21 protein-coding genes and 1 pseudogene are annotated in these 25,753 nt (G+C 61.3%); 13 read left to right on the forward strand and 9 right to left on the reverse strand.

Annotated elements, in window-relative coordinates; translation table 11 throughout:
- Nucleotides 1–134: 134 nt before the first annotated feature.
- From OC446_RS20390 to lpdA (OC446_RS20400), 3 genes are all read right to left on the reverse strand, one after another.
- The gene (locus OC446_RS20390) at nucleotides 135–665 is read right to left on the reverse strand and encodes a chromate transporter (RefSeq protein ID WP_262030852.1); all 531 of its coding nucleotides are present in this window, start codon (nucleotides 663–665) and stop codon (nucleotides 135–137) included.
- Nucleotides 662–1,213 (reverse strand): chromate transporter, encoded by a 552-nt coding sequence (locus tag OC446_RS20395; RefSeq protein ID WP_262030853.1) that lies wholly within the window; start codon nucleotides 1,211–1,213, stop codon nucleotides 662–664. The genes OC446_RS20390 and OC446_RS20395 overlap by 4 nt, the downstream gene beginning before the upstream one ends.
- Nucleotides 1,214–1,274: 61 nt before the next feature.
- Entirely contained in the window at nucleotides 1,275–2,681 is a 1,407-nt protein-coding gene (lpdA, locus tag OC446_RS20400) for a dihydrolipoyl dehydrogenase (protein WP_262030854.1), read from the reverse strand.
- Between the two features lie 256 nt (nucleotides 2,682–2,937).
- On the opposite strand from lpdA (OC446_RS20400), the gene lpdA (OC446_RS20405) reads away from it, so the two are divergent.
- Both lpdA (OC446_RS20405) and OC446_RS20410 read left to right on the forward strand, forming a co-directional pair.
- Nucleotides 2,938–4,335, forward strand: coding sequence for a dihydrolipoyl dehydrogenase (gene lpdA / locus OC446_RS20405; protein ID WP_262030855.1), 1,398 nt, complete (start codon nucleotides 2,938–2,940; stop codon nucleotides 4,333–4,335).
- Between the two features lie 221 nt (nucleotides 4,336–4,556).
- Nucleotides 4,557–6,626, forward strand: coding sequence for an NAD(+) synthase (locus OC446_RS20410; RefSeq protein ID WP_262030856.1), 2,070 nt, complete (start codon nucleotides 4,557–4,559; stop codon nucleotides 6,624–6,626).
- A gap of 66 nt (nucleotides 6,627–6,692) precedes the next feature.
- Here the strand turns inward: OC446_RS20410 and OC446_RS20415 are convergent, their stop codons facing one another.
- Both OC446_RS20415 and OC446_RS20420 read right to left on the reverse strand, forming a co-directional pair.
- Nucleotides 6,693–7,853 carry a murein L,D-transpeptidase family protein gene (locus OC446_RS20415; RefSeq protein WP_262030857.1) on the reverse strand — a complete coding sequence of 387 codons (1,161 nt, stop codon included), beginning with the start codon at nucleotides 7,851–7,853 and terminating at the stop codon, nucleotides 6,693–6,695.
- 677 nt (nucleotides 7,854–8,530) lie between these two features.
- Complete coding sequence (locus OC446_RS20420; protein ID WP_262030858.1) at nucleotides 8,531–8,947, reverse strand: MerR family transcriptional regulator; 417 nt, start codon at nucleotides 8,945–8,947, stop codon at nucleotides 8,531–8,533.
- A gap of 333 nt (nucleotides 8,948–9,280) precedes the next feature.
- Between OC446_RS20420 and OC446_RS20425 the strand changes: the two genes are divergently transcribed.
- The 4 genes from OC446_RS20425 to OC446_RS20445 all read left to right on the forward strand — a co-directional run bounded on the left by OC446_RS20425 (nucleotide 9,281) and on the right by OC446_RS20445 (nucleotide 12,866).
- Nucleotides 9,281–9,823: an MAPEG family protein gene (locus OC446_RS20425; protein ID WP_262030859.1), complete on the forward strand. Its 543-nt coding sequence runs from the start codon at nucleotides 9,281–9,283 to the stop codon at nucleotides 9,821–9,823.
- 349 nt (nucleotides 9,824–10,172) lie between these two features.
- On the forward strand, nucleotides 10,173–10,820 hold the full coding sequence (locus tag OC446_RS20430) for a cation transporter (protein ID WP_262030860.1): 648 nt from the start codon (nucleotides 10,173–10,175) through the stop codon (nucleotides 10,818–10,820).
- A gap of 208 nt (nucleotides 10,821–11,028) precedes the next feature.
- Complete coding sequence (locus OC446_RS20435; RefSeq protein WP_262030861.1) at nucleotides 11,029–12,300, forward strand: cytochrome P450; 1,272 nt, start codon at nucleotides 11,029–11,031, stop codon at nucleotides 12,298–12,300.
- A gap of 320 nt (nucleotides 12,301–12,620) precedes the next feature.
- Nucleotides 12,621–12,866 (forward strand): hypothetical protein, encoded by a 246-nt coding sequence (locus OC446_RS20445; RefSeq protein WP_262030873.1) that lies wholly within the window; start codon nucleotides 12,621–12,623, stop codon nucleotides 12,864–12,866.
- 59 nt (nucleotides 12,867–12,925) lie between these two features.
- Here OC446_RS20445 and OC446_RS20450 read toward each other — a convergent pair whose 3' ends face one another.
- Both OC446_RS20450 and OC446_RS20455 read right to left on the reverse strand, forming a co-directional pair.
- A complete protein-coding gene (locus tag OC446_RS20450) occupies nucleotides 12,926–13,591 on the reverse strand; it encodes a transglutaminase-like cysteine peptidase (protein ID WP_262030862.1) in 666 nt (221 codons plus the stop codon).
- An 801-nt stretch (nucleotides 13,592–14,392) separates the two neighbouring features.
- Nucleotides 14,393–14,689 (reverse strand): annotated as a pseudogene (locus OC446_RS20455) (IS30 family transposase); the annotation flags it as partial.
- A 96-nt stretch (nucleotides 14,690–14,785) separates the two neighbouring features.
- On the opposite strand from OC446_RS20455, the gene OC446_RS20460 reads away from it, so the two are divergent.
- From OC446_RS20460 to OC446_RS20475, 4 genes are all read left to right on the forward strand, one after another.
- Entirely contained in the window at nucleotides 14,786–15,214 is a 429-nt protein-coding gene (locus OC446_RS20460; protein WP_262030863.1) for an SCO family protein, read from the forward strand.
- A 788-nt stretch (nucleotides 15,215–16,002) separates the two neighbouring features.
- Nucleotides 16,003–16,236 carry a histidine kinase gene (locus OC446_RS20465; RefSeq protein WP_262030864.1) on the forward strand — a complete coding sequence of 78 codons (234 nt, stop codon included), beginning with the start codon at nucleotides 16,003–16,005 and terminating at the stop codon, nucleotides 16,234–16,236.
- 12 nt (nucleotides 16,237–16,248) lie between these two features.
- Entirely contained in the window at nucleotides 16,249–16,872 is a 624-nt protein-coding gene (locus OC446_RS20470; protein ID WP_262030865.1) for a sensor histidine kinase, read from the forward strand.
- A 330-nt stretch (nucleotides 16,873–17,202) separates the two neighbouring features.
- Entirely contained in the window at nucleotides 17,203–19,176 is a 1,974-nt protein-coding gene (locus OC446_RS20475; RefSeq protein WP_262030866.1) for a heme lyase CcmF/NrfE family subunit, read from the forward strand.
- 178 nt (nucleotides 19,177–19,354) lie between these two features.
- Here OC446_RS20475 and OC446_RS20480 read toward each other — a convergent pair whose 3' ends face one another.
- Nucleotides 19,355–20,626: a murein L,D-transpeptidase gene (locus OC446_RS20480; RefSeq protein WP_262030867.1), complete on the reverse strand. Its 1,272-nt coding sequence runs from the start codon at nucleotides 20,624–20,626 to the stop codon at nucleotides 19,355–19,357.
- Nucleotides 20,627–21,294: 668 nt separating this feature from the next.
- A complete protein-coding gene (locus tag OC446_RS31095; RefSeq protein WP_410055103.1) occupies nucleotides 21,295–21,903 on the reverse strand; it encodes an SAM-dependent methyltransferase in 609 nt (202 codons plus the stop codon).
- Between the two features lie 785 nt (nucleotides 21,904–22,688).
- Between OC446_RS31095 and OC446_RS20490 the strand changes: the two genes are divergently transcribed.
- From OC446_RS20490 to OC446_RS20500, 3 genes are all read left to right on the forward strand, one after another.
- On the forward strand, nucleotides 22,689–23,618 hold the full coding sequence (locus tag OC446_RS20490; RefSeq protein WP_262030868.1) for an amidoligase family protein: 930 nt from the start codon (nucleotides 22,689–22,691) through the stop codon (nucleotides 23,616–23,618).
- Nucleotides 23,619–24,100: 482 nt separating this feature from the next.
- Nucleotides 24,101–24,919 (forward strand): IS5 family transposase, encoded by an 819-nt coding sequence (locus OC446_RS20495; protein WP_262030869.1) that lies wholly within the window; start codon nucleotides 24,101–24,103, stop codon nucleotides 24,917–24,919.
- Between the two features lie 10 nt (nucleotides 24,920–24,929).
- Complete coding sequence (locus OC446_RS20500) at nucleotides 24,930–25,685, forward strand: hypothetical protein (RefSeq protein ID WP_262030870.1); 756 nt, start codon at nucleotides 24,930–24,932, stop codon at nucleotides 25,683–25,685.
- Nucleotides 25,686–25,753 lie beyond the last annotated feature (68 nt).

The following is a 25,753-nucleotide window of genomic DNA, read 5'->3' on the forward strand; positions in this document are numbered from 1 at the left end:
CAGTGCCGAGGAAGAGCACAACGAGCAGCACCTGACGCGTAGGCTTTTGCGATTGCCCAGGTCGCTTCTGTCTTCAGGAGGAGTCGTCGTGCTCGCATGTTGCAAGCCGCACCATCCTGCTGATGGCTCGCGGTTCACAAGAGACCTAACAGGCCGATCACAGCGGCAGCGGCCAAGGCGATCAAGGGGCTTGCCCGGGAGAGCAGCCCGAAGGCCACTGTCGCCGCAACCACCCCATAGGTTGCCCAGCTGGATGCGGCCGCTGTGGTCAGGACGACGCCCCCCGATAGAATGAGACCGACCGTGATTGGGACGATGCCGCGCTCGAAAACTTTGTACCATTCATGTTGGGAATACCGGCTCCAAAGGCGGGATATGCCGTAGGTGATCACGAACGAAGGCGTGCAGACCGCCACAGTCGCGACGATCGCACCCACCGCGCCAGCCACATGCCAGCCGATCAGGGTCACTACGATCACGCCAGGGCCAGGTGCGGCCTGCGCCAGAGCCCATGCGGTCGCAAAAGCCTCGCTCGACATCCATTGATGGATATCGACAACGGTCTTATGCATCTCCGGCACGACGGCAATGACACCGCCGACCGCCATCACCGACAGCAAGGCGAACTGCACGGCGAGTTCAACGAGAACAGGTCGCGGACTCATCGGCGAAAGAACCAGCCCGTCAGCATGCTGAGAGGCAAAAGCGACACGAGGATCCAGATCAAGGGGATCTGCCACCCGGCTGCGGCTACTGCGGTTGCACCAACGAACAAAAGGGCCCGAGGATTACGACGCAACGGAAGGATGAAGCGAATACCCATGGCAATCACCAGTCCGGCAGCCGCCGCCGACACTCCCCGGATCATGCCCTGCACGGCCGGAACGTGCGCGAAGTTGGAATAGACAACTCCAAGCATTATGACAATCAATGCCGGTGCCAGAACGAGTCCGGTCAGCGAGGCCAGCGCACCTGCAAATCCTGCGAACCGGGATCCGACACAGACGGCAATGTTCATGACGTTGCCGCCAGGGAGAAATTGGCTGAGAGCCAGGACGTCAAGAAATTCCTTCTCGCTCAACCATCGGCGGCGCTCCACGATCATCCACCGCACCCAAGGCATGACGCCACCAAACCCGATCAAGCCGATCGACGCAAAGGCGATGAACAGGTCAAAAACCGAAACCTGCTTCTGTTGTTGGACGCTGCCCACTCGCACCTCCGTCGCGCCTAAGCCCTCACGGCGAGGTTACCAGCGCCCCTCCACGTTTCCATTAGATATGCAAGGCCCGTCCGTCGACGGCGAGTGCCGCCTCGCGAACGGCTTCGGGCAAGGTTGGGTGCGCATGGCAAGAGCGAGCGACATCCTCGGCCGATGCCCCGAACTCCATGGCAACGACGGCTTCATGGATCATGGTGCCTGCGTCAGGCCCAAGAATGTGAGCCCCGAGAACGCGATCGGTATTCGCATCAGCCACGATCTTCACCAAACCATCCAACTCACCCTGTGCCCGTGCCCGACTATTCGCATTAAAGGGAAACCGTCCGACTTTGTAGTTGACTCCTTGCGCCTTCACCTCCTCCTCGGTGTGACCGACGGATGCAAGTTCCGGCCAAGTGTAGATGATGTTGGGGATCCCGTTGTAGTTCACATGGGGGCGCATGCCCGCAAGCCGCTCCACTAGCACGACGCCTTCCTCGCTCGCCTTGTGTGCCAGCATTGGACCCGCAATCACATTACCGATGGCGTAGATGCCCTCAACATTGGTTCGGAACTCGTTATCAGTGAGAATCCGCCCCTTTTCGTCGAGCGCCACGCCGACGTTCTCCAGACCAAGCCCCTGCGTGAACGGCTTGCGGCCGATGGCAACGAGAACGACGTCGGCCGCAAGCTCCTCACTGGCGCCCCCTTGAGCAGGTTGAACGGTTAAAGCGAGATCGTTCCTGCGTTTTTCGAGGCTCATAACCTTGGTGCTGAGGCGGAATGTGAAGCCTGCCTTCTCAAGAACGCGGTGAAGACCTTTGGCGACCTCAAGGTCCATGCCATTTGCGATCCGGTCGAGGTACTCGATCACCGTCACATCAGCGCCGAGCCGCCGCCAAACGGAACCGAGCTCAAGCCCGATGACCCCGCCGCCGACGACCGCGAGACGTCGCGGGACATTCTTGAGCGAGAGCGCCCCGGTCGAGGAGATGATACGTTCCTCATCGATGTCGACTCCTGGCAGACTGACGACATCCGACCCGGTTGCGATGATGATCGTCTTCGTCTTCAACTCGCGATAACTTCCGTCTTTCAGGGCGACGCCTACTGTATCGGGAGCCTTGATATGTCCCAGCCCTCTGATTCGCTCGGCGTTGTTCTTCTTGAACAGGAACTCGATCCCTTTCGCCAGTCCGCCAACAACCTCTTCCTTGTGCCGCATCATCTGTTGGAGATTGAGTTTAATCCCTGTGACTTCGACTCCATGAACGCCGAGGCGATGGAGTGCTTCTTCATATCGCTCGGAAGACTCAAGCAAAGCTTTCGAGGGAATGCAGCCGATATTCAGACATGTACCTCCGAGGCGCTCTCTCGCCTCGATACAGGCGACCTTCATCCCAAGCTGGCCGGCCCGCAGTGCGGCCTGATAGCCGCCTGGGCCGCCGCCAATGATCACCAGGTCATACAAATTCGTCATGGGCTACCTCGAACTGTTGTTGCGGGATTCTCTGCGGGATGCAGTGAGCGGGATTTCGTGAACAACGTCCCGGGATTGCTGGGGTTCGAATCGACCTGAACCCTCAATCCCCTGACGCGGGTGAGCACGTCTGAAGACACCCAGTTGTCAGAGGAAGCGGCGCGTGGCCTTCGACGGTCGTGGCTCAAGAAGACATTGGCTGAACCTTCCAGGTTAGACCTCGTTACTGTGGCAAACCTCTTACAGGAGAGCAGGCATGCCGGACAACAGCTTCGACATTCTCATCATTGGAGCGGGACCTAGCGGTTACGTTGCTGCCATTCGCGCCGCCCAACTCGGGCTAAAAACAGCCGTGGTCGAGCGAGATGAGCTGGGTGGCATTTGCCTCAACTGGGGCTGCCTTCCTGCGAAGGCGCTGCTTCGCTCCTCGGAGGTTTACGAGAATGTCGTCCATGCTGAACGGTTTGGCCTGACGGTAAACAGTGCGAGTTTCGACATCGCGAACGTCGTGAAGCGCTCGCGAGCGGTGGCACGGCAGCTCAACCAAGGCGTTGTCCATCTTCTCAGGAAGAACAAGGTTACTGTTATTAAAGGAGCAGCAGGAATCGAAGTGCCTGGCCGGGTCTCGGTTACAGGTGAGGGGGCCGGCGTTTACCAAGCCAAGCATATCATCGTTGCAACCGGAGCGCGGCCGAGAATGCTGTCTGGTCTTGAGCCGGATCAAAAGCTGATCTGGACCTATTTCGAGGCACTGGTGCCACAAACCATGCCGAAGTCGCTCCTCATTGTGGGTTCGGGCGCGATTGGTGTCGAGTTTGCAAGCTTTTATGGAACGATGGGCGCGCACGTCACCCTGGTCGAGATCATGCCGGAGATCCTGCCGGTTGAGGACGAAGAGATTGCGGCTCACGCTCGCAAGCGCTTCGAGAAACAGGGCATCGAGATTGTGACGGGAGCCAAGGTCACGCGCGTCGACAAGGGGTTGGACAGTGTCACTGCTACAATCGAGGATAGTACAGGAGCCACGCGCCAAATCACGGTCGAGCGCGTGCTCTCGGCCGTCGGCGTCGTCGGCAACACCGAGAATATTGGTCTGGAACGCATCGGAGTACAGGTCGAGCGGGGTATCATCGTGACGGATGGATACGGCCGTACCAATGTCGAGGGCATCTATGCGATCGGTGATGTCGCGGGCGCCCCTATGCTGGCCCATAAGGCCTCCCATGAGGGTGTTGTTTGCGTGGAGGCGATTGCCGGTCGCAACGACGTCCATCCGCTGGACGAAGGAAAGATCCCGGGATGCACCTATTGCAACCCACAGGTGGCTTCGGTCGGGCTCACGGAAAGACGGGCGCGGGAGGCGGGCTTTGACGTCCGCGTCGGCCGTTTCCCCTTTATCGGCAATGGCAAGGCCATCGCCTTGAGCGAGCCTGAAGGGCTCGTCAAAACGATTTTTGACCGGGAGACCGGGCAATTGCTCGGCGCCCACATGGTGGGAGCAGAAGTCACGGAACTCATCCACAACTATGTCGTTGCGATGAACTTGGAAACGACAGAGGTCGAAATCATGCACACTGTCTTTGCACACCCAACCCTCTTCGAAACAGTCCATGAGGGCGTTCTGGATGCCTTTGGTCAAGCAATTCACTATTGAGGTTCCCGTTGGGAGCTCTCCGCAGCTGCAAGTCGGGGCTTGGGTTGAGCATGCCCGACGTTCGGTCTCCTACCGCTCCCCTTGTCCGGTCACTCCATTCGGTCACTTGGGTTGTCACCGGCCAACGGAGCGGCTCTTGTCGCACCAAGTACTTTCGGGGACGCTGGTGCGCTGCTGATGCACTTGGCTTTGCTGTCTCTGACCCCAAGAGTACGCGACCAATGATCTCCTTTTTCTCCCCCTACCGTCACGACCTTGTCCGGATCGCCGCCTGCGTTCCGCAGATGGAGGTCGCGAATCCGGGGTTTAATGGCGAGCGGACGCTGGAACTCCTGCACCAAGGCCATCAGGAACGCATCGCCCTCATGGTGTTCCCCGAACTGGGACTGTCGGCATACTCGATCGACGACCTGTTCCATCAAGATGCCCTACTGGAGTCAGTGGAAGAGGCGATCGGCCGCCTCGTGGCCGACAGCGCCGACCTCTTCCCGGCCTTCGTGGTCGGGGCTCCCCTCCGGTCCAGAGGTCGCCTCTACAATGCGGCGATCGTGATCCATGCCGGGCGCATCCTCGGCGTCGTGCCCAAGGCCTATCTGCCCAACTACCGGGAATTCTACGAGCGGCGCCACTTCGCGCCCGGGGCGGAGGTGCGGGGACAGACCATCACCGTCGCAGGAGTTGAGGTCCCATTGGGAATCGATCTCCTGTTCCGGTCGACGGGCAGTTGCCCGTTCACCTTCCATGTCGAGATCTGCGAAGACATGTGGGTGCCGCATCCGCCGAGTACTGAGGCGGCGCTCGCCGGGGCAGAGATCCTGCTCAACCTATCCGCCAGCAACATCACCATTGGCAAGGCCGAGGACCGGCGGCTGCTGTGCGGATCCCAGTCCATGCGCTGCATCGCGGCCTATGCCTACTCGGCGGCAGGACCGGGCGAGTCCACGACCGATCTCGCGTGGGACGGCCATGGCGGCATCTTCGAGGACGGCCTGCGCCTGGCCGAGACCGAGCGCTTTCCCGCGGGCTCCACCATGGCGGTGGCCGACGTGGACCTCGGACGCCTGCGCCAGGAGCGGATGCGGCGCGTCACGTTCCGCGACTGCGGCGACGTGATGGGTGTCACACCCAACGACTTCCGGATCATCCCGCTGTCCATCGATGCTCCGGAGGAGGCCCTCCCGCTCCGTCGCCCCGTCGAGCGCTTCCCTTACGTGCCCTCGGACCCCGCCAAACTCTCCGAGAACTGCTACGAGGCCTACAACATCCAGGTCCAAGGCCTCGCCAAGCGCTTGCAAGCCACGCGGACTGAGAAGGTCGTGATCGGCGTGTCCGGCGGCCTCGACTCGACGCAAGCCCTTCTCGTGTGCAGCCGCGCCATGGACAAGCTCGGCCTGCCACGGACGAACATCCTCGCCTACACGCTGCCGGGCTTCGCGACGAGTGAGGGCACAAAGGGCAACGCCTGGGCCCTGATGCGGGCGCTCGGCGTCAGCGCGTCCGAGATCGACATCCGGCCGGCCGCGCGGCAGATGCTTTCCGACATGGGGCATCCCTTCGCCGAAGGGCAGCCCGTCTACGACGTCACGTTCGAGAACGTGCAGGCGGGCCTGAGGACGGACTACCTGTTCCGCCTCGCCAACCACAACCGCGGCATCGTCGTCGGCACGGGCGACCTGTCCGAACTGGGGCTGGGCTGGTGCACCTATGGCGTCGGGGACCAGATGTCCCACTACAACGTCAACGCGTCAGTCTCGAAGACCCTGATCCAGCACCTGATCCGGTTCGTGGCCGCCTCCGGTGACGTGGATGAGACAACCGCCGACATCCTGCACGCGATCCTGGCGACCGAGATCTCGCCTGAACTCGTGCCGCAGGATGCGTCCGGGCAGATCCAGTCGACGGAGGCGATGATCGGCCCCTACGCGTTGCAGGACTTCAACCTCTTTTATCTCACCCGCTACGGCTTCCGGCCGTCCAAGATCGCCTATCTCTCGTGGCACGCCTGGAAGGATGCCGGGGCCGGCTCCTGGCCGCCGAACATCCCGGAGAGCGCGCACAGATCGTACGAGCTTCCCGAGATCAAGCGATGGCTGCGGGTCTTCCTGAGCCGCTTCTTCACCAGCCAGTTCAAACGCACGGCGATGCCGAACGGCCCGAAGATCTCGTCCGGCGGCTCCCTGTCGCCACGAGGCGATTGGCGTGCGCCGTCCGATGCGGGACCGGGCGTCTGGCTGGAGGAACTCGACCACAACGTGCCGGATGACGAGGCCGCGCTATCCCAGAAACGGTGAAGCCGCGCCTGCCAGGGCGCGGCTCTGGTGTCTTGATCCGGAGCGGCTTCGTCGGCGAACGTGCGCCTACCCGCCAATAAACGCAAGCATCCGTTTCAGGACGGAGCGCTCGTCGCCACCTGCGGCCGGGGCCGTCGGCTCAGGCGCTGCCGCAGGCGCCGAGGCGGCCTGCCGGACCGGTCCGCTGGCGCGGGTCTGGCCCACGGCCGGCTTCTGCGAGGCATAGGCCAGCGCCGACGAGGGTTCCTGCCTCGGCTTGCCGTTTGCGGCGAGGATGACCTCCTGAGGTCCAGAGGCCAAGGCTTCCGGCCGGCTGACGTCGCCGAGACGGTTGCGGGCGTTGGCGTCGACCGCGAGCGAACCACCCTCCCCGGCGGTGCCGGCCAGCACCTGCCGGAAGGACTCATGCCCGCCGCCGTCGTTGTAGACCAGCTTGATCGGCTGTACGCCGCTGGCCACCAACTCGGCGACCTCCTGCTCGTCCTTCTGCCGCTTCTGAGCCACCGCTGTCATGACCGAGGCATCGCCGCCGAAGGCATACTGCCGGTTGACGACGGACACCTGCGGCTCCTGCTTGGCCACCTCGAAGTAGTCCGAGCCCTCCTTCAGGTTCTTCCAGAAGGCGATGTTCGGGTCGTAGCGGTGCTTGGCCAGGTTCTCGGCCGTCATCCGGAACGGGTAGGACTGGAACTGGAAGCCGCGCTGACCGCTGGCGAAGGACTCGCGGGCGAGTGCATAGACCTCTGAGATGGCCTCGTCGGTCATGGCAAAGCACCCTTGCGACGAGCATGAACCGTGCACCATCAGGTGCGCCCCTGTCCGGCCATGGGCCCGGTCATAGGCGTTCGGGTAGCCGAGGTTGAACGAGAGGTAGAGCTGCGAGTTCGGGTTCATGGCGGCCGGGGTGACCGTGTAGAAGCCCTCCGGCGCCTGGCGGTCGCCCTCCCGGGTCTTCGGCCCGAGCTGGCCCGACCAGCGGCACATCGGGTAGGTCTTGAGGAGCGCGTAGCGGCCGTCGCGTCCGCGCTTCCAGACCTCGATCTCGGATTCCTTCTTGTACGACCGCATCAGGATCGGGTCGTTCTGGGACATCCCCTTGCTGGCCATCAGCGCCATGGTGGCCGCTGGGATCGGCGCCAGATGCTTCGTGGAGCTCGTGGAGACGCCCTCACTCTGGCAGGCGGCGAGCGCGAGCGTCAGGCTCGCTGCAATCCATAGACGCCTCATATTGAGTCCCCTTGTTCTTATGCGGCTTTGCAGTCTGCCGCTAAAACCTGCAACATCTGTACAATTGTTTGTGTTACTTGACACTTAAAATCTGCTAAAATCTGCTCATGGTGGCCATCTCTTTAGAGACACCAGCTGAAGACTTTCGTATTGGGGAACCGGAGCCTCCTCAGCCGCCATTTCCGTGTTTCTACATCGAAAATGCGCGGCTCCCAGCCAAAAGGAGGATGGAACCTGGGGTGAGGGGGCTGACAAACACGGGTGAACTGCGCATGGGCCGATGACATAGCTCAAGGTGTTAACTCGCTGCCACGACCGTAACTGAATTGCATACGGCGATGGCCATGGGAGCGCCTTAGCCTGCCGAGCAAAAGCCGAAACTCCCCCAGGTTAGAAGAGCTTCGTTGCACGTTGGACATGAGCGCTCCCGCTCGAAGTCAGTGAGGCCGCCCGGACGTCGCCTCGCGGAATGCCGCTTCGATCAACTTGCCGGCGTCCTAGTAGCCCGGGTCAGCCTACAATCATCCGAACTGCCGAAATCCTCAGGAAACTGATTAGGACGTCCGTACCGGCTCTCTCGGTGAGGTCCGTGGACGATGGCATTGCCACGGTGCCTGGGTTGCATGCCATCCAATGCAGAGGGGACGCTGAGGCATCGCCCTGGCATGCGCATGCACTTAATGCTGACGGTGTTGGCACCGTCCGTGGTCAGCCAAGACTTCTATGATCCGACATCCGGCCACCCGCTGGCTGTCGCAATCCATGATGGTTCGGAGCTCGTCTCGAAGGGCTATCAGGCGTTCGATCTTGCTGTTCACTTCATGAAGATGTGCCTTTGTAATCTCATGAAGATCACCGCAGGAGCGGTCTGGATCACCTGTGAGACTGAGAAGTTGCCGGATGGCTTCGACTTCGAACCCGAGTTCACGAGCATGCCGGATGAAGTTCAGCCGGTCGACATCATCGACATTGTAACGGCGTTGCTGTCCCCCGGTTCTGGTCGGCGAGGGGAGAAGACCGATCTGCTCATAATAGCGGATCGTCGGTACCTTCACGCCAGTCCGGCGGGACAGCTCGCCAATCGGGAGATCCATTGGAAAAACTCTCTTGAAGCTATAGTCTCTAGAGGTCAGGACGTCGGCTGAATTAAACCCGGATCGTCGTCGCGTCAATGGCGCACCACCTCCGCGATCAGGTTGAACGTGTATCGTGCCTGTTGCGCCTTCAGAGGGGGATCGTGCTTTTGCTCCGAATCTCTGCCTGACCATGGCACCAGAGCTAAAATCTTGTGCACGAATGTCGCTGCGCTCGATCCAGATCGGCCGAATGGGAGAATAACCCTAGTTGTGCCAGGTAGGGCTGCCGTCGTGGTGAGGGAACTCAGCATATGCGCTTTGATCAGATTTGCGTCTGTGGAGGGAACGAATATGGCTTTCGACAAGGAGCAATGGAGCATTTCTCGCGGGAGCATCCTGGCGTTGCTTGTCGCCACTGTAGTGCTCGGTATCGGTGTTGCTTGGCTGCCGGCTGAGTTCTTTGGATTGGACAGGGGCATGCCCGTCGGCGATCAGATCGCTTTCGCTCTCAAAGCTGACCTGCTGGTATTCATGTGGCTGGCTGCGTGCGTCCGGTCAGTGGCCAGAGGCCGATTCAACTCGCCTGTGGACCGACGAGGAGCAGCATTCGGCCCGCCCAGCCCGGCGCTCGCAGCTCGTGCGGCTGTGTTGCAAACCTCGCTCGAGCAGACGGTGCTCGCCGTCGGTGCACACCTTATCCTCGCTACGGTGCTGCGTGAATCCGAGTTGATCCTCATCCCTGTGCTGGCCGTCCTGTACTGGGTCGGTCGAATGGCCTTTGCACTCGGTTACGCGAAAGGCGCACCCAGCCGCGCGTTTGGTATGGCCCTAACTGGCGCATCAACGGCCGCAAGCTATGTCCTCGCGTCCGGGTTCGTCATCTCCGGACGCTGACAGTTGATATCTCATATAACGTTGCTCATGCGGCACAAGCCTTGGATACACAGCAAAACAATGTTGCGTGGCAGGTCCCTTAGACCATCCCGCTAACATCAACAGACAACAGGCACGGCCGCTCATCGGGCAGCGGAACATTAAACTAAGGGCGGCCGTTGAAGACACGTGCACAAACATATCTTCAAACGTTTAAGGCTCATTGTTGAGTGATGCCCATGGTTAGTCCTACACAGTTTGATGGCGCGATGGTTCGTGATTGTGCCGGCTCCACGTCACAGCCACGCTCCGATTCCTGACCCTGGTTTGTTACTTCGGTCTCTCAACATCCTCCTCCTGGAGATCAGAGATGGGCTCTGAAGGAAATGATGAAGGAGGCGAGATCCGCCTCGACGCGCGCAATGCCGAGGAACGGCGCACACTCGTATGGGTTTTGGTTATCAACCTGGTACAGGCCTTGACCGTCGGCGCAGTCGGCTTTGTGGCAGATTCAACCGGTCTGATGGGCGCGGCACTCGACAATCTTGCGGATGCCGGGGTCTACGCCATCAGCTTGTACGCCGTAGGTCGCACCGTTGTTGCCAAAGCCCGTGTCGCACGCCTTTCCGGCGTGTTCCTGATTATGCTGGGTCTCGGATTGCTCGGTGAAGTCATCCGTCGTTTCATCGCTGGGGCAGAGCCGGTCGGCATTGCAATGATCATCACCGCGATCGCGAACGCGGCGACAAATCTCGTCTGCCTCCGATTGCTGCGGTCTCATCGCGAGCAGGGGGTGCACCTGAAGGCGTCATGGATTTTCACCACCAATGACATGCTCGCCAATGCTGGAATCGTCCTATCTGGCGTTGCGGTGATGTTCTTTCAGTCTCCGCTTCCTGACCTGCTGATCGGGCTGGCTGTGGCTGGGATCGTCCTCAAGGGTGGATGGGAGATCCTTGAGGAAGCGCGAGATGCCCGTCGTGCCCCAACCCCGGTCTCAGCATCAAGGGAGCCTTAACCGGAAGCACTCCACGTCAACGCGTGACGAGCCCTAGGTCGGGATCCAGCCGCCAGATCGGGGGGAGGCCTGTACCATTAATGCAGGTGCCACCCCGTCGAACGCAAGCGCAACCGCCCTACCGGGCAAATACGTTCAGAGACCGCCCAGGGTGCCACAGAACGCATGTTGCAGGCTGGATCCGATTGAGGATAAAGGAAGATACACTGTGCGCCAGATCCCACGCGATCCCAGCTTTGACAGCACGCTGGCCCTGTTCCGCGAGCCCTACGAGTTCGTGTTGAGGAGATGCCGCCGGTACGGGGGCGATCTGTTTGAGGCCCGTCTCATGCTTCGCCGGACCGTCTGCATGACCGGGCCAGAGGCGGCCAAGCTGTTCTACGACCCGCACCGCTTCATCCGCCGCGGCGCCATGCCGGAGCCGATCCGCAGCACGCTGCTGGGTAAGGGCGGTGTGCAGGGGCTTGATGATCAGCAGCATCGACGCCGCAAAGAAATGTTCCTGTCGCTGATGACGCCTGAGAGCATCCGACATTTGGGCACCCTCGTAGCGGAGCACTGGCGAGCCCAGGCCCGCGGGTGGGCTGCGATGGATCGCGTGGTCCTGTATCCCGCGCTCCATCCGGTCCTGACCCGCGCCGTGTGCGCCTGGGCTGGCGTCCCGCTCGCCGACGCTGAGGTCCCGCAGAGAACCGGGGAGCTGGTGGCTCTATTCGACGCCGCAGCCGCGGTGGGACCAAGGCACCTGTGGTCGCGCCTCGCCCGCTGGCGGGCCGAACGATGGGTCGGAGGCATCGTCGAGCAGGTTCGAACCGGGCAACTCCGCCCGCCAGAGCGGAGCCCCTTGGAGATCATCGCCACGCACCGAGACCTGAATGGCGTATTGCTGCCTGCTCGAGTGGCCGCTGTAGAGTTGCTGAACCTCCTGCGGCCGACCGTGGCTGTCTCTGTCTTCATCACGTTCGCCGCCCACGCCCTGCAACTCCATCCCGAATGCCGGCAGAGACTAGAGGAGGACAAGGACAACTACGTGGACCTCTTCGTGCAGGAGGTGCGCCGGTCTTATCCGTTCTTCCCCGCCGTCATGGCGCGGGTGCGGGATGACTTTGATTGGAACGGCTACCGGTTTCCGCGCGGCAGGAGCGTGATGCTCGACCTGTACGGCACCAACCACGACCCGCGGACCTGGGACAAACCGGAGGAGTTCCGGCCGGAGCGATTCCGGCAGTGGGACAGAGGCCCGTTCAACTTCATTCCTCAAGGCGGAGGCGAGCATCACGTGACCCATCGCTGCCCGGGCGAGTGGATCACCATCGAACTGATGAAGGTCGCGGTGGGCGTTCTGGCCAGGGACATGGCGTACGACGTGCCGGAGCAGGACCTGCGGATTGACCGCGCCAGGCTCCCGGCGCTGCCACGCAGCGGCTTCGTCATGAGCAACATACGGCTGAAAGGAGATCCAAACCATGAGCGGGGATGACGACGGGATCCAGGACTGTTCCCACGTCACCCCAGCCTACCGGCGGGCCCTGTGGACCGTCGTGGTGTTGAACGTCGGCTATGGGCTGGCCGAGATCGTGGCCGGGTTCGTCTCCGGGTCGCAAGCCCTGAAGGCGGACGCCCTCGACTTTCTGGGCGACGGCACGATCACGCTCCTGGGCCTTCTCGCCATCGGATGGAGCCTGGTCTGGCGGGCCCGTTCGGCGTTGCTCCAGGGCATCTTCCTTGGCCTCCTCGGGCTGGGGGGCTGGCCTGTCCGTCTAACCGGGGTTCGTCCTGCAGCAGCCCGAGGCCGACATCATGGGCTTGTTCGGGGTGATCGCCCTCGTCGTGAACGTCGCGTCGGCTCGGGTGCGGCTGTTCAGCCGGAACGATGCCATCGGCAACGCCGCGGTCATCATTGCCGCCGGTCTGGTCGCGTGGACGGCAACGCCGTGGCCCGACCTCGTGGTAGCAGTTGTAATCGCGGGATTATTCCTGCAATCCTCATGGGCAATTATCAATCATGCCCGCCATGACCTAAAGGTCGTCCGATCCTCGGCTTGAAGCCGACGCCTGAACCCTTCTCTTAAACCAGCAGACCGCAGGGAGCCCGGTTGGTCCGGTTAGCGGCCTGCGGTGGCGGTCGGGGAGGAGAACGTGCCGCCGAGCGAGGCCCAAGTCGAGCCCTCGTCACCCTCGCGCTTCACATAGGCGTAGCCGGTCCTATGCCAAGGCAGGATGGCGTTCCTCTTGTTGTCCAGAACGAAGTCGCCACGGTCGGTGCGGACCATCATCACGGCATGCCCCGCGCCTTCCTCGTCGATGACGACCGCCATCCTCAACGCCCGGCGGGAGAAGCCGGCCCCGACCAGGAGCTTGCGCTTGACGAGCTGGTAGTCCTCGCAGTCGCCGTAGCCATCCTCGGCAAAATCCCAACGGTCCTCAACGCCCCAATGGTCCTGGTCGGTCTTGGCCTTGATGGCGGCGTTGACCTGCCGGTTGACCCGGATGAGGGTCTGCCAGTCGTTCGGCGTGAGGTTGATGGTGGCGGGCTCGGACGGGTCGACGGCGCATTCCGCCGGGTTCTGCTCGCAGAAGCGGACCCAACCCATGATGGGTTTAGCAGACCCGACCTTGGCGATAGGTTGGGAAACTGTCGGCAGGGCAGGTAGAGTTTGCGCCTGTGCCGCCGCGGCTGTCACAGTCAGAGCTAAGGAGATCGCAGCAAAACGGAGCGTGCTCTTGAGAAAAGGCCGAATGTTCAGAAGCCCGAAGAGAGGTTGCCGCATTGCCCCACCGCTGTTCCGTTAAGGTTTTGTTCATCAAACCTGACACAGCAAGATGGGCGATCTCAAGGCAGAAGCTAAACGAGAGTTAACAGGTCGCACCCGGGATCGTTTCGAAATTTCGTCAACCGTGGGATGCATGCAGTGTCGCAGCGGTAATCTCCAGACGCCCACTGACGTCATCGAACCGGCGGGCGTAGTGGACGTCGGCGCTGTCCCGGTGCGCCTCCCCGACGCTGAGGGCAGCGTCCCTAGCTCCGATAGGATCTCGCCACGGCGCTCCGCCGCCCTGACGGGGATGGGTCGTGGCCTGACCCCCATACCGCGTTGCTCATCGTCGGATCTGGCGGCAGGTCCCTGCATCCTGGAAACAGATAATCAGGGCCCCCAAGGCAGCAAACAGTTAACAGCCTATGCAAAATTGGAAACTCTTTACGCTGCTCGATTTTCCAGAGGATAGAGCGGCCGCGCTCGCCACGTTGTGACGGGCCATTGCGACATAGTATTAGTGGTATGTACCGGTGCAGCTTCCGTGCGAAGCTCAGTGGGTGTAGGCTCGCTTGTGCTGTTCCGGTCAGGAGGGTGACATGCGGTCCGTCTCGTGCCTGTTTATTGTGGCGACTGGCCTGCTCCTCACGTCCACGTTCGGTGCATAAGCCGATTCCATCATCTACGCCACCGGTGGTGTCGGAACCGACCTCCTCGCCCTTGATGTGAAGACCGGCGAGACAAAGGTGGTCGGCCGCTTCGGCTATCCCGGCTCGGCCCCTCTCGCCTTTGGTGCGGACGGCAGGCTCGACGGCTTCAAACAGTCGTCGCAACACGTATTCTGTTGCCCTCTCGCAGCCACTCGTCAAGCACCTCTGCAGGGGTTCTCCAGCCCAGCGTCTTTCTCGGCCTTGCGTTGAGGGCGGCTGCCACAGCGGCGATCTCCTCGGTGCTGTGCACACTCAGATCGGTGCCTTTCGGGAAGTACTGACGCAGCAGTCCGTTGGTATTCTCGTTGGTGCCCCGTTGCCATGGGCTGTGCGGATCGCAGAAGTAGACCTGGATGCCTGTATCGATCTTGAGGCGAGCATGTTGGGCCATTTCTGCACCTCGAGAAGGCGGGCGTGCTCAAGATCGAATACCAGGTCGGCGGCATCGGCGCGCAGGCCGCCCCCGCAGCCAACGCCCATCAGCACCACTGAGGCGGCCATGTTCATTCTGAAACTCGTGCGTTGGATCTCATGGGTACTGGTCGCCGTGGCAATCTTCGTCGTGACCGGGATCACAGTTGGCTGGTTCAGGACGGAATGGCTCGGCCAGCCGCCGCCCGCGACAGTGACGACTGCGGGCACGCCTGCCGTTGGCGGTCCATTCTCGCTGGTGAACCACCACGGCGAGCGTGTCACCCAGGAGACGTTCAAGGGCAAGCCGACGGCCTACTTCTTCGGCTTCACGCATTGTCCGGAGGTGTGCCCGACGACGCTCTTCGAAATGAGCCAGCACCTCAAGGACCTCGGCCCCGACGCCGACCGCCTCAGATTATCCAAACTGACCCCACGTGCGAGCAACGCATCGCTCGCTGGGATACCAAGAAGTCCGGATAGAAGGTCTGCAACATGTACCAACGCAAGTCCATAGGCCTGAGCCTTCCTATTGCCTCCTTTGTCTATTTTGGCGCGAAGCCGGATGAGCAGTGATTTTGCCCGCGCGAGATCTCTCTCGACTGCATCACTGTCGTGATGTCCTGCCATCCATTTGCACATTTGCGTATCTATTGTTTGGGAACCAGCCCATCGGCTGAGGTCGCAAACATAAGGCATTCTAAGGTTCAGGCAAGGAACCAAGGGGGATGAGATCCCTTCTGCGACATCATGCTCGAAGTCCTCGGAACGCTCCAAAGTGACAGACCTGAACGCGACCGAATTACAGACTAAGCTGTGGCCGACGCCAGAGGACCTCCTATCAGCCCTAGCGTTTCTGTTCCCATCAACACGCGGCACCAGCGTGCTCCTGATCTCTAACCTCTGAGGGGTGCCTTGAGCGCGAGGGATCCTGCGTAACCCTTGCGATCCACCGCGGCGGCAGACCATTTTATCGACAAGTTGATGTAACGAAGCAGAGCTAATTGATCTTCACGTCCGGCTACAGCCATCTTGATCGATGACGTGGACGAGAGCGGAGCCCCGGTCCTGGTCGCATACCGGAGTTCCGGGGCAACCAACTGGACGACCGTGGTCGCTGTCCCGCTCTCTCGTCAATGCACCAGTCACGGGCGTCCCGCGGCAGATGGAGGGAATGGCGACCTTCCTCGATCCAGCCAGCGGCCTCGCCGCACTGTTCACGACTGGCCAAGTAGAGCAGCCGCTCTGATCGCTGTCGGATCAGGTCACGGGAGCGAACAAGAGGTCAGCGCACTGTCCAGGCCATTGCTCGCCCTTCAGGAGGAGGAGTGGCAACGTATCGCCCGCGAGCTGCATGCCTCGACGGCGCAGCACCTCGTGGCGGCGAACCTCGGATTGTCGGGCCCTCAGGCCGAGGTCCGGCAGAGCCCTGCGGGCCGGAAGGTCCTGGCTGAGGTCGAGCGTCTGCTCACCGAGGCGCTGAGGGAGTTGCGCATCTTCACCTACCTGCTGCATCCACCGAACCTGGAGAAGGACTGACTCCAAGCCTCGGTGCGGGACTTTGCCGAAGGCTTCGTGGAGCGGACGGAGCTTGTCGCCCCGGTCTGGATTCCGGAGGAGATCGACGAGCTGCCGCCGGACATGCAGCGGGCGGTCCTGCGCGTGGTGCAGGAGGCTCTCACCAACGTGCATCGGCACGCCGGCGCCTCGCACGTGTCGGTCAATACCCGAATCATGTCCCGAAATCTGGCCGTCAGCATCCCCGACAACGGACACGGCATGGCAACCCCGGCCCGGCCAGATGGAGCGATCCGGTTCGGCGTCGGCATCGCGGCCATGCGGGCCCGCCTGGAGAAGTTCGGCGGCGACCTGCGGATCCGACCGAGCCGGAGCGGCACCGGTATCGTCACAATGGTTCCGGCCCAAGTGCCGGCCGGGCGCCGCTCCCTGCCGGACACTGCGGATGCCGTGGCCGGCCAAGGCGGACGGCCGGGGCCTTTCCTGAAGTTTAAGGGTCTGCCGCCTGCTGTTTCAGGGTTTTGCGCGGATGGGTTTGGCTCCCGGGAGGGGCAAAACCCAAACCGTACAACGCCTCGAGACCGACCTGGAGCGCAAGGATCGCGCTGGGTTTGCTTATGCTTAATGGGGCACAGCCCCGACCACCCTCCATCCTGATTGAAATGACATCTCGTCCAACATCGGCCTGCCTTGGTTGATTGCAGCATTCGGCCTGCTGCAACAGGTTGCCGGGTTGGTGCTATCGCTTGCCGTCTCAACCAAGTGGCATCGTAGGCGCGACGCCGCATGGGCCTCTGCCGGTTCGTCGTTATTCAACCAGGGGTTGGTCAATAGTGGATCAACGATGACCTTCCAGATTTTCTGGTCTGCGAGTAGGCTTGAAGAGCGTCGCTTGAGTGACCTTGACCCCGGGATTGCTGAATCCAACCGGGCGTCAACGAGCGATCAGACCAGGCGCGAACGCTGATCAGAGAGTGGAGATGACCAATGCTCATTGAGGCCGGACATTATGCCCTCGCGTTGGCTTTGAGCTTATCTTTGATCCAGATCATTGTGCCGCTCTGGGGTGCACGGGTCAACGATCCTGCCTTGATGGGGGTCGCGCCGGCAACCGCCCTCGCGGTGGCGGGCTGTGTTGCCTTTGCCTTCTTGGCGCTGACCACCGCTTATGTGACCTCCGACTTCTCGGTTCTGAACGTGGTCGCAAACTCCCACTCGACAAAGCCGATGATCTACAAAATCTCGGGGGTGTGGGGAAACCACGAGGGCTCGATGCTCCTCTGGGTTCTGATCCTGACCTTGTTCGGGGCCATTCTTGCTATGGCAAAGGATGCAGTGCCGCAGCGGCTTCGGGCCAATACGCTTGCCGTCCAAGCATCGATTACCCTGGCGTTTCTGCTCTACCTGCTCATCGTCTCAAACCCGTTCACGCGGGTCACTCCTGCTCCGCTCGAGGGGCAGGACCTGAACCCGCTGCTGCAGGATCTCGGGCTCGCGATTCATCCGCCGCTCCTCTACCTCGGCTATGTGGGCTTCTCGATTTCATTCGCCTTCGCCGTGGCAGCCCTGATCGGCGGGCGCATTGATGCGGTCTGGGCGAGAGTCGTGCGCCCCTGGACTCTCGGGGCCTGGATCTTCCTGACACTGGGCATCGCTATGGGCTCGTACTGGGCCTACTACGAACTCGGCTGGGGTGGCTGGTGGTTTTGGGATCCGGTGGAGAACGCTTCCTTCATGCCTTGGCTCGCTGGCACAGCCCTCCTGCATTCCACCGTGGTCATGGAGCGCCGGGATGCACTCAAAGTGTGGACAATCCTGCTCGCCATTCTCACTTTCTCCTTATCGCTGCTCGGAACGTTTTTGGTCCGATCCGGCATCCTAACGTCGGTGCACTCCTTCGCCGTTGATCCGGCCCGTGGTGTCTTTATTCTCGCCATTCTCATCGTCTTTATCGGCGGTTCGCTGGCCCTGTTCGCATGGCGTGCACCGCTCCTACGGCAGGGCGGCCTGTTCGCGCCGGTGTCGCGGGAGGGGGCGCTCGTGATGAACAATCTCTTCCTGGCGACTGCCTGCGCGACCGTCTTCATCGGCACGCTCTACCCGCTGGCCTTGGAGGCTCTGACCGGGGAAAAGATTTCGGTCGGCGCGCCCTTCTTCAACTTAACCTTTGTGCCACTTGTAGTTCCGCTTCTCCTGCTGTTGCCTCTCGGCCAGGCCCTAGCCTGGAAACGGGGCAACCTCCTTGGCACGACCCAACGCCTCTTCCTGGTGTTCGGCTTCACCTTGTTTGCCACTTTCGTTCTCTTTGCTCTCACGATCAAAGGGCCCGTTGCAGCGCCGCTCGGCGTTGGTCTCGGCGTGTTTCTGATCCTAGGTTCCCTCAATGAGATCGTGACGCGATCCTGGCGACGTGGTCAGCCGTTCAGCATTACGTTGCGCAAGGTGGCTGGCCTGCCGCGCTCGGCCTGGGGTATGGTGATGGCTCATGCTGGCGTTGGTTTGACTGTGATTGGCATCGCCGCGTCAGCCTGGGGCGTCGAGAATATAGCGACGATGCGCCTGGGTGAGCAGGTCAGAGTAGGGTCATATCAGGCGCGTCTGGAGAGTGTTCAGCCGAGGACCGGCCCTAATTATCGCGAGGATGTGGCACGGCTGTCAGTAATTCGGGCTGACCGGGCCATTGGCACTGTCGAGACGATGAAGCGCGTCTATCCAGCCCGAGGCATGCCGACGACGGAAGCCGGCATTCTCACGATCGGGTTGAGCCAAATCTACATCAGTTTTGGTGACGTGCAGGCGGATGGTGCGATTGCCATCCGGCTTTACTACAAACCTCTGATCCTGCTCATCTGGCTTGGTGCGATTGTTATGGCTGCGGGCGGCACCTTGTCACTGAGTGACCGGCGCTTCCGCATCGGAGCGCCAGTGCAGGCAAGGATGGTGCCTGTTCCAGCCGAATAGATGCCGTGGCAGATCCTTCGAGTCGCCGGTTGCGTCAAGGTGAGACAGTTGCTGTCGTCCGGCTCTGTATGTCGATCAATCACGGCGGTCAGCCCCTCCGCAATCCAGAAGTGCGCGCATCGAACTTTGAGCAGGGGCGAGAGCAGATCGAGACAATGCTCAACAAACTGGCTTCCCTCTAGTTTTGCAGGAACATCTCCTGATCTGGCTCGGTCGGGGTGCGGCTCGCTACTGGGATGGCGTTGCCGAGGCCGTCCTTGTTGTAGATGTCGTCGCGGAACTGCACCAAGCCGTCCGGGGTCGCCCAAGCCGTGATGTAGACCCAGTAGACATTGATCGCCTGCATGAGCCTAGCATCGATGCGGTCGCCGGACTTGAAGGTGGCGTCGATCTGCTCGCGGCTCCAGCCGGGGGTGTCCTTCAGCAGCCACTCGATGTAGTCACGCACATTCTGTACGCGGATGCAGCCGGACGACACGAAACGGAAATCGTCGCCGAAGATGCCTTTGGACGGAGTGTCATGCATATAGACTCCATCCTTATTCGGCATGTTAATGCGAACGAAGCCCATCGAGTTGATCTCACCGCCGGGATCTTGCTTGAACATATACCGAGTGGCTTCATTTGAGTTCCAGTTAATCTGCTCGGGTCTAATCTCCTGACCCTGACCGTTGATGATTCGGATCTTGTTTTCGGTCAGGTAGTTCGGCTCCTTCTGCATCTTCGGAATCAGGTCTTTCCGAATGATCGAAGCTGGAACCGTCCAGAACGGGTTGAAGTTCACTTCCGTGATCTTAACATTGATGATGGGCGACTGACGGTCGATCTTGCCGACGCCGGCCGCGTGACGGGTATGAACGACGCCGCCCTCCACCGTCTCCACGAGAGCCGCCGGGATGTTGGCGACCACGTACTTGTTGGGAAGTCCGGCGCCGCCGAGGGTGCGCAGGCGAGAGACGTTGATCTCAAGCTGACGGATGCGGACGTCAACCGGCACGTTCATGGCCGCCACCGTCGGGGCAGTCACAGTACCGGTGGAGCTGATGCCGTGGCGGGCCTGGAAGCGGCGGACGGCGGCCTCGACATAGGAATCGAAGATCGGCGATTCGCCGGCGGCCTGATCGAGGTCGCCCGTGATGATGAGGCGCTGACGCAGGGCCATGACGGCCGGGCTCTTGGAGCCGACGCGCAGGCCCTGGACGCCCTGCACAGGCTGCCAGCCGCCCCGGGCGGAGATGTTGCGGTAATACTCGATCATCTGCTCGGTGGCGGCGAGCGCCTCCTGAGACAGCATGGGCGTAGAGGTCCGCTGCACGCGGGTGCGGGACACCGCCTCGTAGTTCTGCGACCACTCGGCCTGGCTCTGAGCGAGTTGCTGGGCCAAGGCTCCGGTCGCCGGCGTGAAGACGAGGGCGAGCGATCCAGTCAGGAGGGTACGGCGAGACAACATGAGCGCAGGCTCTTCCCGGTTAGGTGTGGTCGACGGCGGGAGCGGCGGACAGGTGCCCGGATCCACCCCCTCTCCTGGCGATAAGTGCCGGGATAGGATTAAAGAACGGTATCGAAAACAGGGAACATTGGGTCCGTTGTATGGCAAATGGAACCGCCCGATCTCACTTCTGCGTGAGGAGCTTAGCTTGGTGCTCACGAACGCGGTCCGCGGTAGCGCATCGAGCGGAAAACTGGACCCGGTTTTTTGCTCACGTGGACCTTCGGTTCGGATCCAACGATTCGAACTTCAAGAAATGGAGCATCGTTGGATACTACAAACAGGAGCCCGCTTCTGGATCCAATACTCTAGCAGCCTGATGACCAGTCTTGTGGGTCACAGCCGGATTCTCCTCGCCCGGTGACCGAGAATTCTTCCCCGGTCCGGAAGCGCTCATCCTGTGCCTTCAGCAAATGCGGTTGCTCAGCGTCGAGCAACTTCGCAATAAGTTTATCTCGCAATTCAATCTGATGCCGTTGCTCGACACGATCCATCAGACCGCTGTCTGACACAGTGAGCAAATGCTCAAGCGGCCATAGAGATGGCTCAAGTGAAGCGATGCTATACCCGCCCCGGTGCAGGGATCAACCGCAGAACACCTGATCTACATGCTCATCTTGCAACACGTATCAGCGACGTCGATGGCCGATTGTGCAGACCAAAGAGCCTCTCCGGCGTGGTAGAGCCTCTACACGTGTTCCCGTCCATCCAGCGCCGATCATGTCGAGTCGTGTATCCTCGCCGAGTGCAGTGGCACCTCCCAGCGATGCTTGGGCATCTGTTGCAATGATAATGCGACCACCAGCGGCGATAACGTCGGATAGCCTGCGAAGAATTCCAATCCGATTTTCCACGTCTTCGACTGTGTTGATGCAGAGCACTTTATTGACAGGCTCGATGCCGCCGCTTAGGGCCTCCAGCGCTCCGTGACGCAGACTCAGCCGACCTAGAAGACATGCGGCGCGGTTGCGGCGGTACGCGATGGCGAGCTTCACCAACCAAGGATCGAAGCCAACAACCCTGCTTGCGCCGTAGGCCAGGCAGAGAGACAGCTCTAGCCCGGAACCGCATCCCAACACCAGAATTCGGTCACCGGGTTGAACGTCGAGAAGTGCTGTGAGCCAATAGTGCTGTTGCCATCTGAAGACACACGATGTTCTCTGTACAGAAATCCCAAGAAGGGTTCTGAGTTGCCCGGACAGACAATGTGAAGGTGCAGCGCGCGGGAAGTCGCTCATTGCATTTACACTCCGTCAAAAGCCGCAGCAGAAATGGTGCACAATGATCTTCACGGACGGCCTTGTCCCCGATGTACCTGTATGCCGAAAGAAACCGGCGGTGAGTTCGGATCGGCCTCCGGCCTTGTGACCTCAACACGTGTTACTTGCCTATACGGCTCCTCCCGCAAATACCAGATTAAGTATTTTCCATGACTCAGACGAGCGGGGCGTCCGTTCAGAATGGCTCATACTCGCTTGATGGGACGACGCCGGGTGGACTCCCGCGCGACTAAGCAGCCACTTTCCCCTGCCAAGCTGTGACCTGGAACAGGTAAAAGCCGTTAAACCGCACGCCAACCGATGCGGCCCGATCCTCAAAGCCTGCCGGGGCTATGTCGGCATCATGGAGAGGCCGCTCAAACGTCCAGCCTTCTAAGTCGAGGAACCTGGGTACGGGCCAGTGTTCCGGCACAGCACAGAGAAGCTCAGGCCGCGGCCTATTCCGGAACAGGTTATAGGTGCACTCGCGTGCGGATGGTCTAGCAGAAGCCAGCAACGACATGGACATCGCGGTAAGGTCCTTTGGAAGCCGTCACTCGTTTAAGTTGTTGATCCAGAACGGCTGTCGCAAGCCTTACCGGACCTCAATAATATTTTGTATCGTCCTCATGAGGTATACGAGGCAAGAAGTAATGCATTCCGGCACGGCCTTATCCTTGTCTGCACCAGCCGTCCGCAGATTGTACAGGAGCCGCAGGATCGTTCATTGAGGTCAGTCTCCATCGTCCCCATGTCAGGCGATGATGAACGACATTGCCATCACAGCCGGCGCTCTTAACCCACCCATTCTGATGGGCGCGGACGGCTCGTTCCGGCGAGTCGGGGTTGAGATCGAGTTCCTGGGCCCCACAGCCCGGGCTGCCGCGGAGGCCCTTGCGAATGATCTTGGCGGAAGCTGTGAGGCTGAGGACCCGCACGCTTTCAGGGTCACCGGCACCGGCCTGGGCGACCTGCTGATCGAAACCGACCTGCGGCACGTTCACCCTGACCACCATCCGGAACTCGACCTTAGGCTGAACCGCCGCTTGGCGACATGGCTCGGCACAGTGACCGCACCGTTTGTCCCGCGCGAGCTCATCACCGCCCCCTTGCCCATCGCCCGGCTCTCGCAGATGGACATCGTCATAGCCAGCTTGCGGGCAGCGGGAGCGCATGGCCGCGGGGCCGTGCTCTGGGACTCGCTGGGCCTCCACTTCAACATCGATCCACCGCATCTTGATGCGACAACGGTAATGGCCTTTCTGAAGGCTTTTCTCCTGGTCGGCGACCGGCTGCGGCGGGAAATCGCGCACGGGAGCTTTCGTCATGCCCTCGTCCTACCGCCCGACTACCCGCAGGCCTACAAGCACCGCGTGCTTGATCCCACCTACTGGCCGCGCCTGCCGGAATTGACCGAAGATTATCTTGTGGCGAACCCGACCCGGAAGCGTGCGTTGGATCTTCTGCCCCTGCTAGCTCACTTCGATGAGGAGCGGGTGCGCTCTGTTCTGCCGCATGAGAAGATCGCATCCAGGCCGGTGTTTCATTACCGGCTGCCGCAGGCGCACCTGAGCGATCCTGCCAGGAGTATCATGCCGGACTGGCAGCGCTGGCTGAGCGTGGAGCGTCTAGCAGCGTGTACGGAAGGGCTTGCCGCATTGGGTAAGGCCGTTCTGAGCCGTGGGAGCGCATGACCAAGTTCGGCAGGGTTTCGTAAATGTGATTCGAGTCCACTGATAATCGCTCTTTGACCATCTGGCTCTTAATCGGAAGGTCCTGGGTACAGATTCCAGTGCGCTCACTAGCAGTATCGTAGGCTGATCGGCATTTACCCTTCTGTGACATGTCCATTCAGGTGGCCTGATGCCCCGGGTGGCGCTGGGATTTGCTTATGGTAGCTACCTGGCCGAAGCCGACGCCAGTGAGAGGCGGGGACTTGATTGTCTGCTCCGCTCGTCGGAGACGGGTTGGACACGGTTTATGCGGTGTATAGTGGCAAGACTGGATTCCTGATTTTACGAATGAGCTCGCCTATATCATGGGCTGCTGCGGCCAATAGAGATCAGGAACTCCCCTTAGAGCCGATCCCAATTACCGGGCGGGGCGGTCGGCGGTCGTGCAAGGGCAAGGATGAAGGGCCATATCCTGGGGCCGAACGTTTGTTGGTTGTGCCCCGATGAATTCGTCGTTTCAGTTATCCGAGCGCTTCTGGTCTCTGGCCCGGCGGCTGATCCCCAAGCCTGCCAAGCCACATCCTTTCGGGGGTGGGCGTCGGCGCGTGCCGAACCGAGCTGTCCTGGCCGCGATCATCTTCGTGCTGCGGACGGGATGTCAGTGGAAAGCGCTGGATGCCACCGGGCTTGGCTCAGGCTCGACCGCGCATCGCCGGTTTCAGGAGTGGGTCCGAGCCGGGCTGTTCTTCCGGTTGTGGCGGGTGGCGGCCCAGCGCTACGATGAAGTGCACGGGATTGACTGGCGCTGGCTTGCGGTCGATGGCTGCCTGACGAAAGCGCCGCTGTCACGCAGCGAGGTGGTTGGGCGCAATCCCACCGACCGCGGCAAGCAGGGCGTGAAGCGCTCCCTGCTGGTCGACGGCAAGGGCCTGCCGTTAGCTCTTGTGGTCGGGCCGGCCAATCGCAATGACCACCGGCTTCTGGCTGAGACGCTCGACAGTCTGGTGGCTCGGCGCCCCACCCGCACAGCCATGGTGCACCATTTGTGTCTCGACCTCGGCTATGATGATGCGGGCTCGCGGCACGAGGCAGCGCGGCGCGGCTATAGGGTTCATATTCGCGGTTGGCGAGACGAAATGGGTCAGCAGAAAGGTAAGCGTAAGCGGGCGCGCCGGTGGGTTGTTGAGCGGACACACGCTTGGCTCAACCGCTACCGTCGGTTGCTGGTGCGCTGGGAGCGCAAGGTGGCCAACCATGCGGCTTTCCTCCACCTCGCCTGTGCCCTGATCTGCCAGCGTGTGACTGACGGGAACGCGACATGAGAGGGCGGCCATGACACGGGCCGAGGTTCTGGCTCAGTATCGCCCGATCCGAGCGGGCATCCGCCGCGTGCTGAGCGCAGCGACGAAGGCGTGCGGCCGAGCGGATCTGGACCGGGCCATCAAGCAGGTCGCCCCGTGGGCTGAGGCGGAGGTGCTGGACGAGGAGGTCACCGCCGAAATGCTGGTCGATGTCGCGCTGTTCGAGCCGAACCAGCGGGGCCGGCGTGCGTTCGAGCGCTTTCTCGCCGAGAAGGGCGAGCGCCTGACCGGGGTGGAAGGGGCCCTGGCCGAGCGCATGGTCGGGGCGTGGTTCTCGATCTTCCGGGTGGCCGAGCGGCATGAGGCGGCCGGGCTCTGGCTGGAGGACCTGCTGGCCGGACAACGTCGCGTCTGGCTCGTCGACGAGGCCCTCGAGGTCTCCGCCCCCGAAGATGCTGTCATCGGCCTGCGGCTGTTCGATGCCGGGCCGTTCCATGCCGGCTTTGGCATTATCGTAGCGCCCGATGCCGAGACCCTCGACTTCTGTCTGGCTGCGACGGAACGCGGGGAGCCCTTGCCGTTCCGCCATTCCCTGGCCGCAACACTCTACGGCGACCAGCTCCGGGCCAACGCACCGCCCGGACCTGCCGACCTCGCCTTACTGGAGATGGTGGCGGACATGCTAATCTCGTCCCCTGCAGCACTAACGATCCCTGGGACGAAGAAGGCTGGCCGTCAGGCATCATCCAAGCCACGCAACACACCGCACCCTCGCAAACGAAGGTAATTGGGATTGGCTCTTAGCCTTGGCTCACACACGAGTCCCGAGATGCGGGCCTCCTACTCGCACTTTCT

Source organism: Microvirga sp. Mcv34 (assembly GCF_024519725.1).
Taxonomy (GTDB): Bacteria; Pseudomonadota; Alphaproteobacteria; order Rhizobiales; family Beijerinckiaceae; genus Microvirga.

What these genes read in the sequence shown, in the direction of transcription:
- OC446_RS20490 (WP_262030868.1), top strand. Translation starts at nt 22,689, where the DNA reads ATGAACGACATTGCCATCACAGCCGGCGCTCTTAACCCACCCATTCTG.
- OC446_RS20460 (WP_262030863.1), top strand. Translation starts at nt 14,786, where the DNA reads ATGTTCATTCTGAAACTCGTGCGTTGGATCTCATGGGTACTGGTCGCC.
- OC446_RS20430 (WP_262030860.1), top strand. Translation starts at nt 10,173, where the DNA reads ATGGGCTCTGAAGGAAATGATGAAGGAGGCGAGATCCGCCTCGACGCG.
- OC446_RS20475 (WP_262030866.1), top strand. Translation starts at nt 17,203, where the DNA reads ATGCTCATTGAGGCCGGACATTATGCCCTCGCGTTGGCTTTGAGCTTA.
- OC446_RS31095 (WP_410055103.1), bottom strand. Translation starts at nt 21,903, where the DNA reads ATGAGCGACTTCCCGCGCGCTGCACCTTCACATTGTCTGTCCGGGCAA.
- OC446_RS20420 (WP_262030858.1), bottom strand. Translation starts at nt 8,947, where the DNA reads ATGGATCTCCCGATTGGCGAGCTGTCCCGCCGGACTGGCGTGAAGGTA.
- OC446_RS20390 (WP_262030852.1), bottom strand. Translation starts at nt 665, where the DNA reads ATGAGTCCGCGACCTGTTCTCGTTGAACTCGCCGTGCAGTTCGCCTTG.
- OC446_RS20415 (WP_262030857.1), bottom strand. Translation starts at nt 7,853, where the DNA reads ATGAGGCGTCTATGGATTGCAGCGAGCCTGACGCTCGCGCTCGCCGCC.
- OC446_RS20480 (WP_262030867.1), bottom strand. Translation starts at nt 20,626, where the DNA reads ATGTTGTCTCGCCGTACCCTCCTGACTGGATCGCTCGCCCTCGTCTTC.
- OC446_RS20495 (WP_262030869.1), top strand. Translation starts at nt 24,101, where the DNA reads ATGAATTCGTCGTTTCAGTTATCCGAGCGCTTCTGGTCTCTGGCCCGG.
- OC446_RS20410 (WP_262030856.1), top strand. Translation starts at nt 4,557, where the DNA reads ATGATCTCCTTTTTCTCCCCCTACCGTCACGACCTTGTCCGGATCGCC.
- OC446_RS20425 (WP_262030859.1), top strand. Translation starts at nt 9,281, where the DNA reads ATGGCTTTCGACAAGGAGCAATGGAGCATTTCTCGCGGGAGCATCCTG.
- OC446_RS20500 (WP_262030870.1), top strand. Translation starts at nt 24,930, where the DNA reads ATGACACGGGCCGAGGTTCTGGCTCAGTATCGCCCGATCCGAGCGGGC.
- lpdA (WP_262030854.1), bottom strand. Translation starts at nt 2,681, where the DNA reads ATGACGAATTTGTATGACCTGGTGATCATTGGCGGCGGCCCAGGCGGC.
- lpdA (WP_262030855.1), top strand. Translation starts at nt 2,938, where the DNA reads ATGCCGGACAACAGCTTCGACATTCTCATCATTGGAGCGGGACCTAGC.
- OC446_RS20445 (WP_262030873.1), top strand. Translation starts at nt 12,621, where the DNA reads ATGGGCTTGTTCGGGGTGATCGCCCTCGTCGTGAACGTCGCGTCGGCT.
- OC446_RS20450 (WP_262030862.1), bottom strand. Translation starts at nt 13,591, where the DNA reads ATGCGGCAACCTCTCTTCGGGCTTCTGAACATTCGGCCTTTTCTCAAG.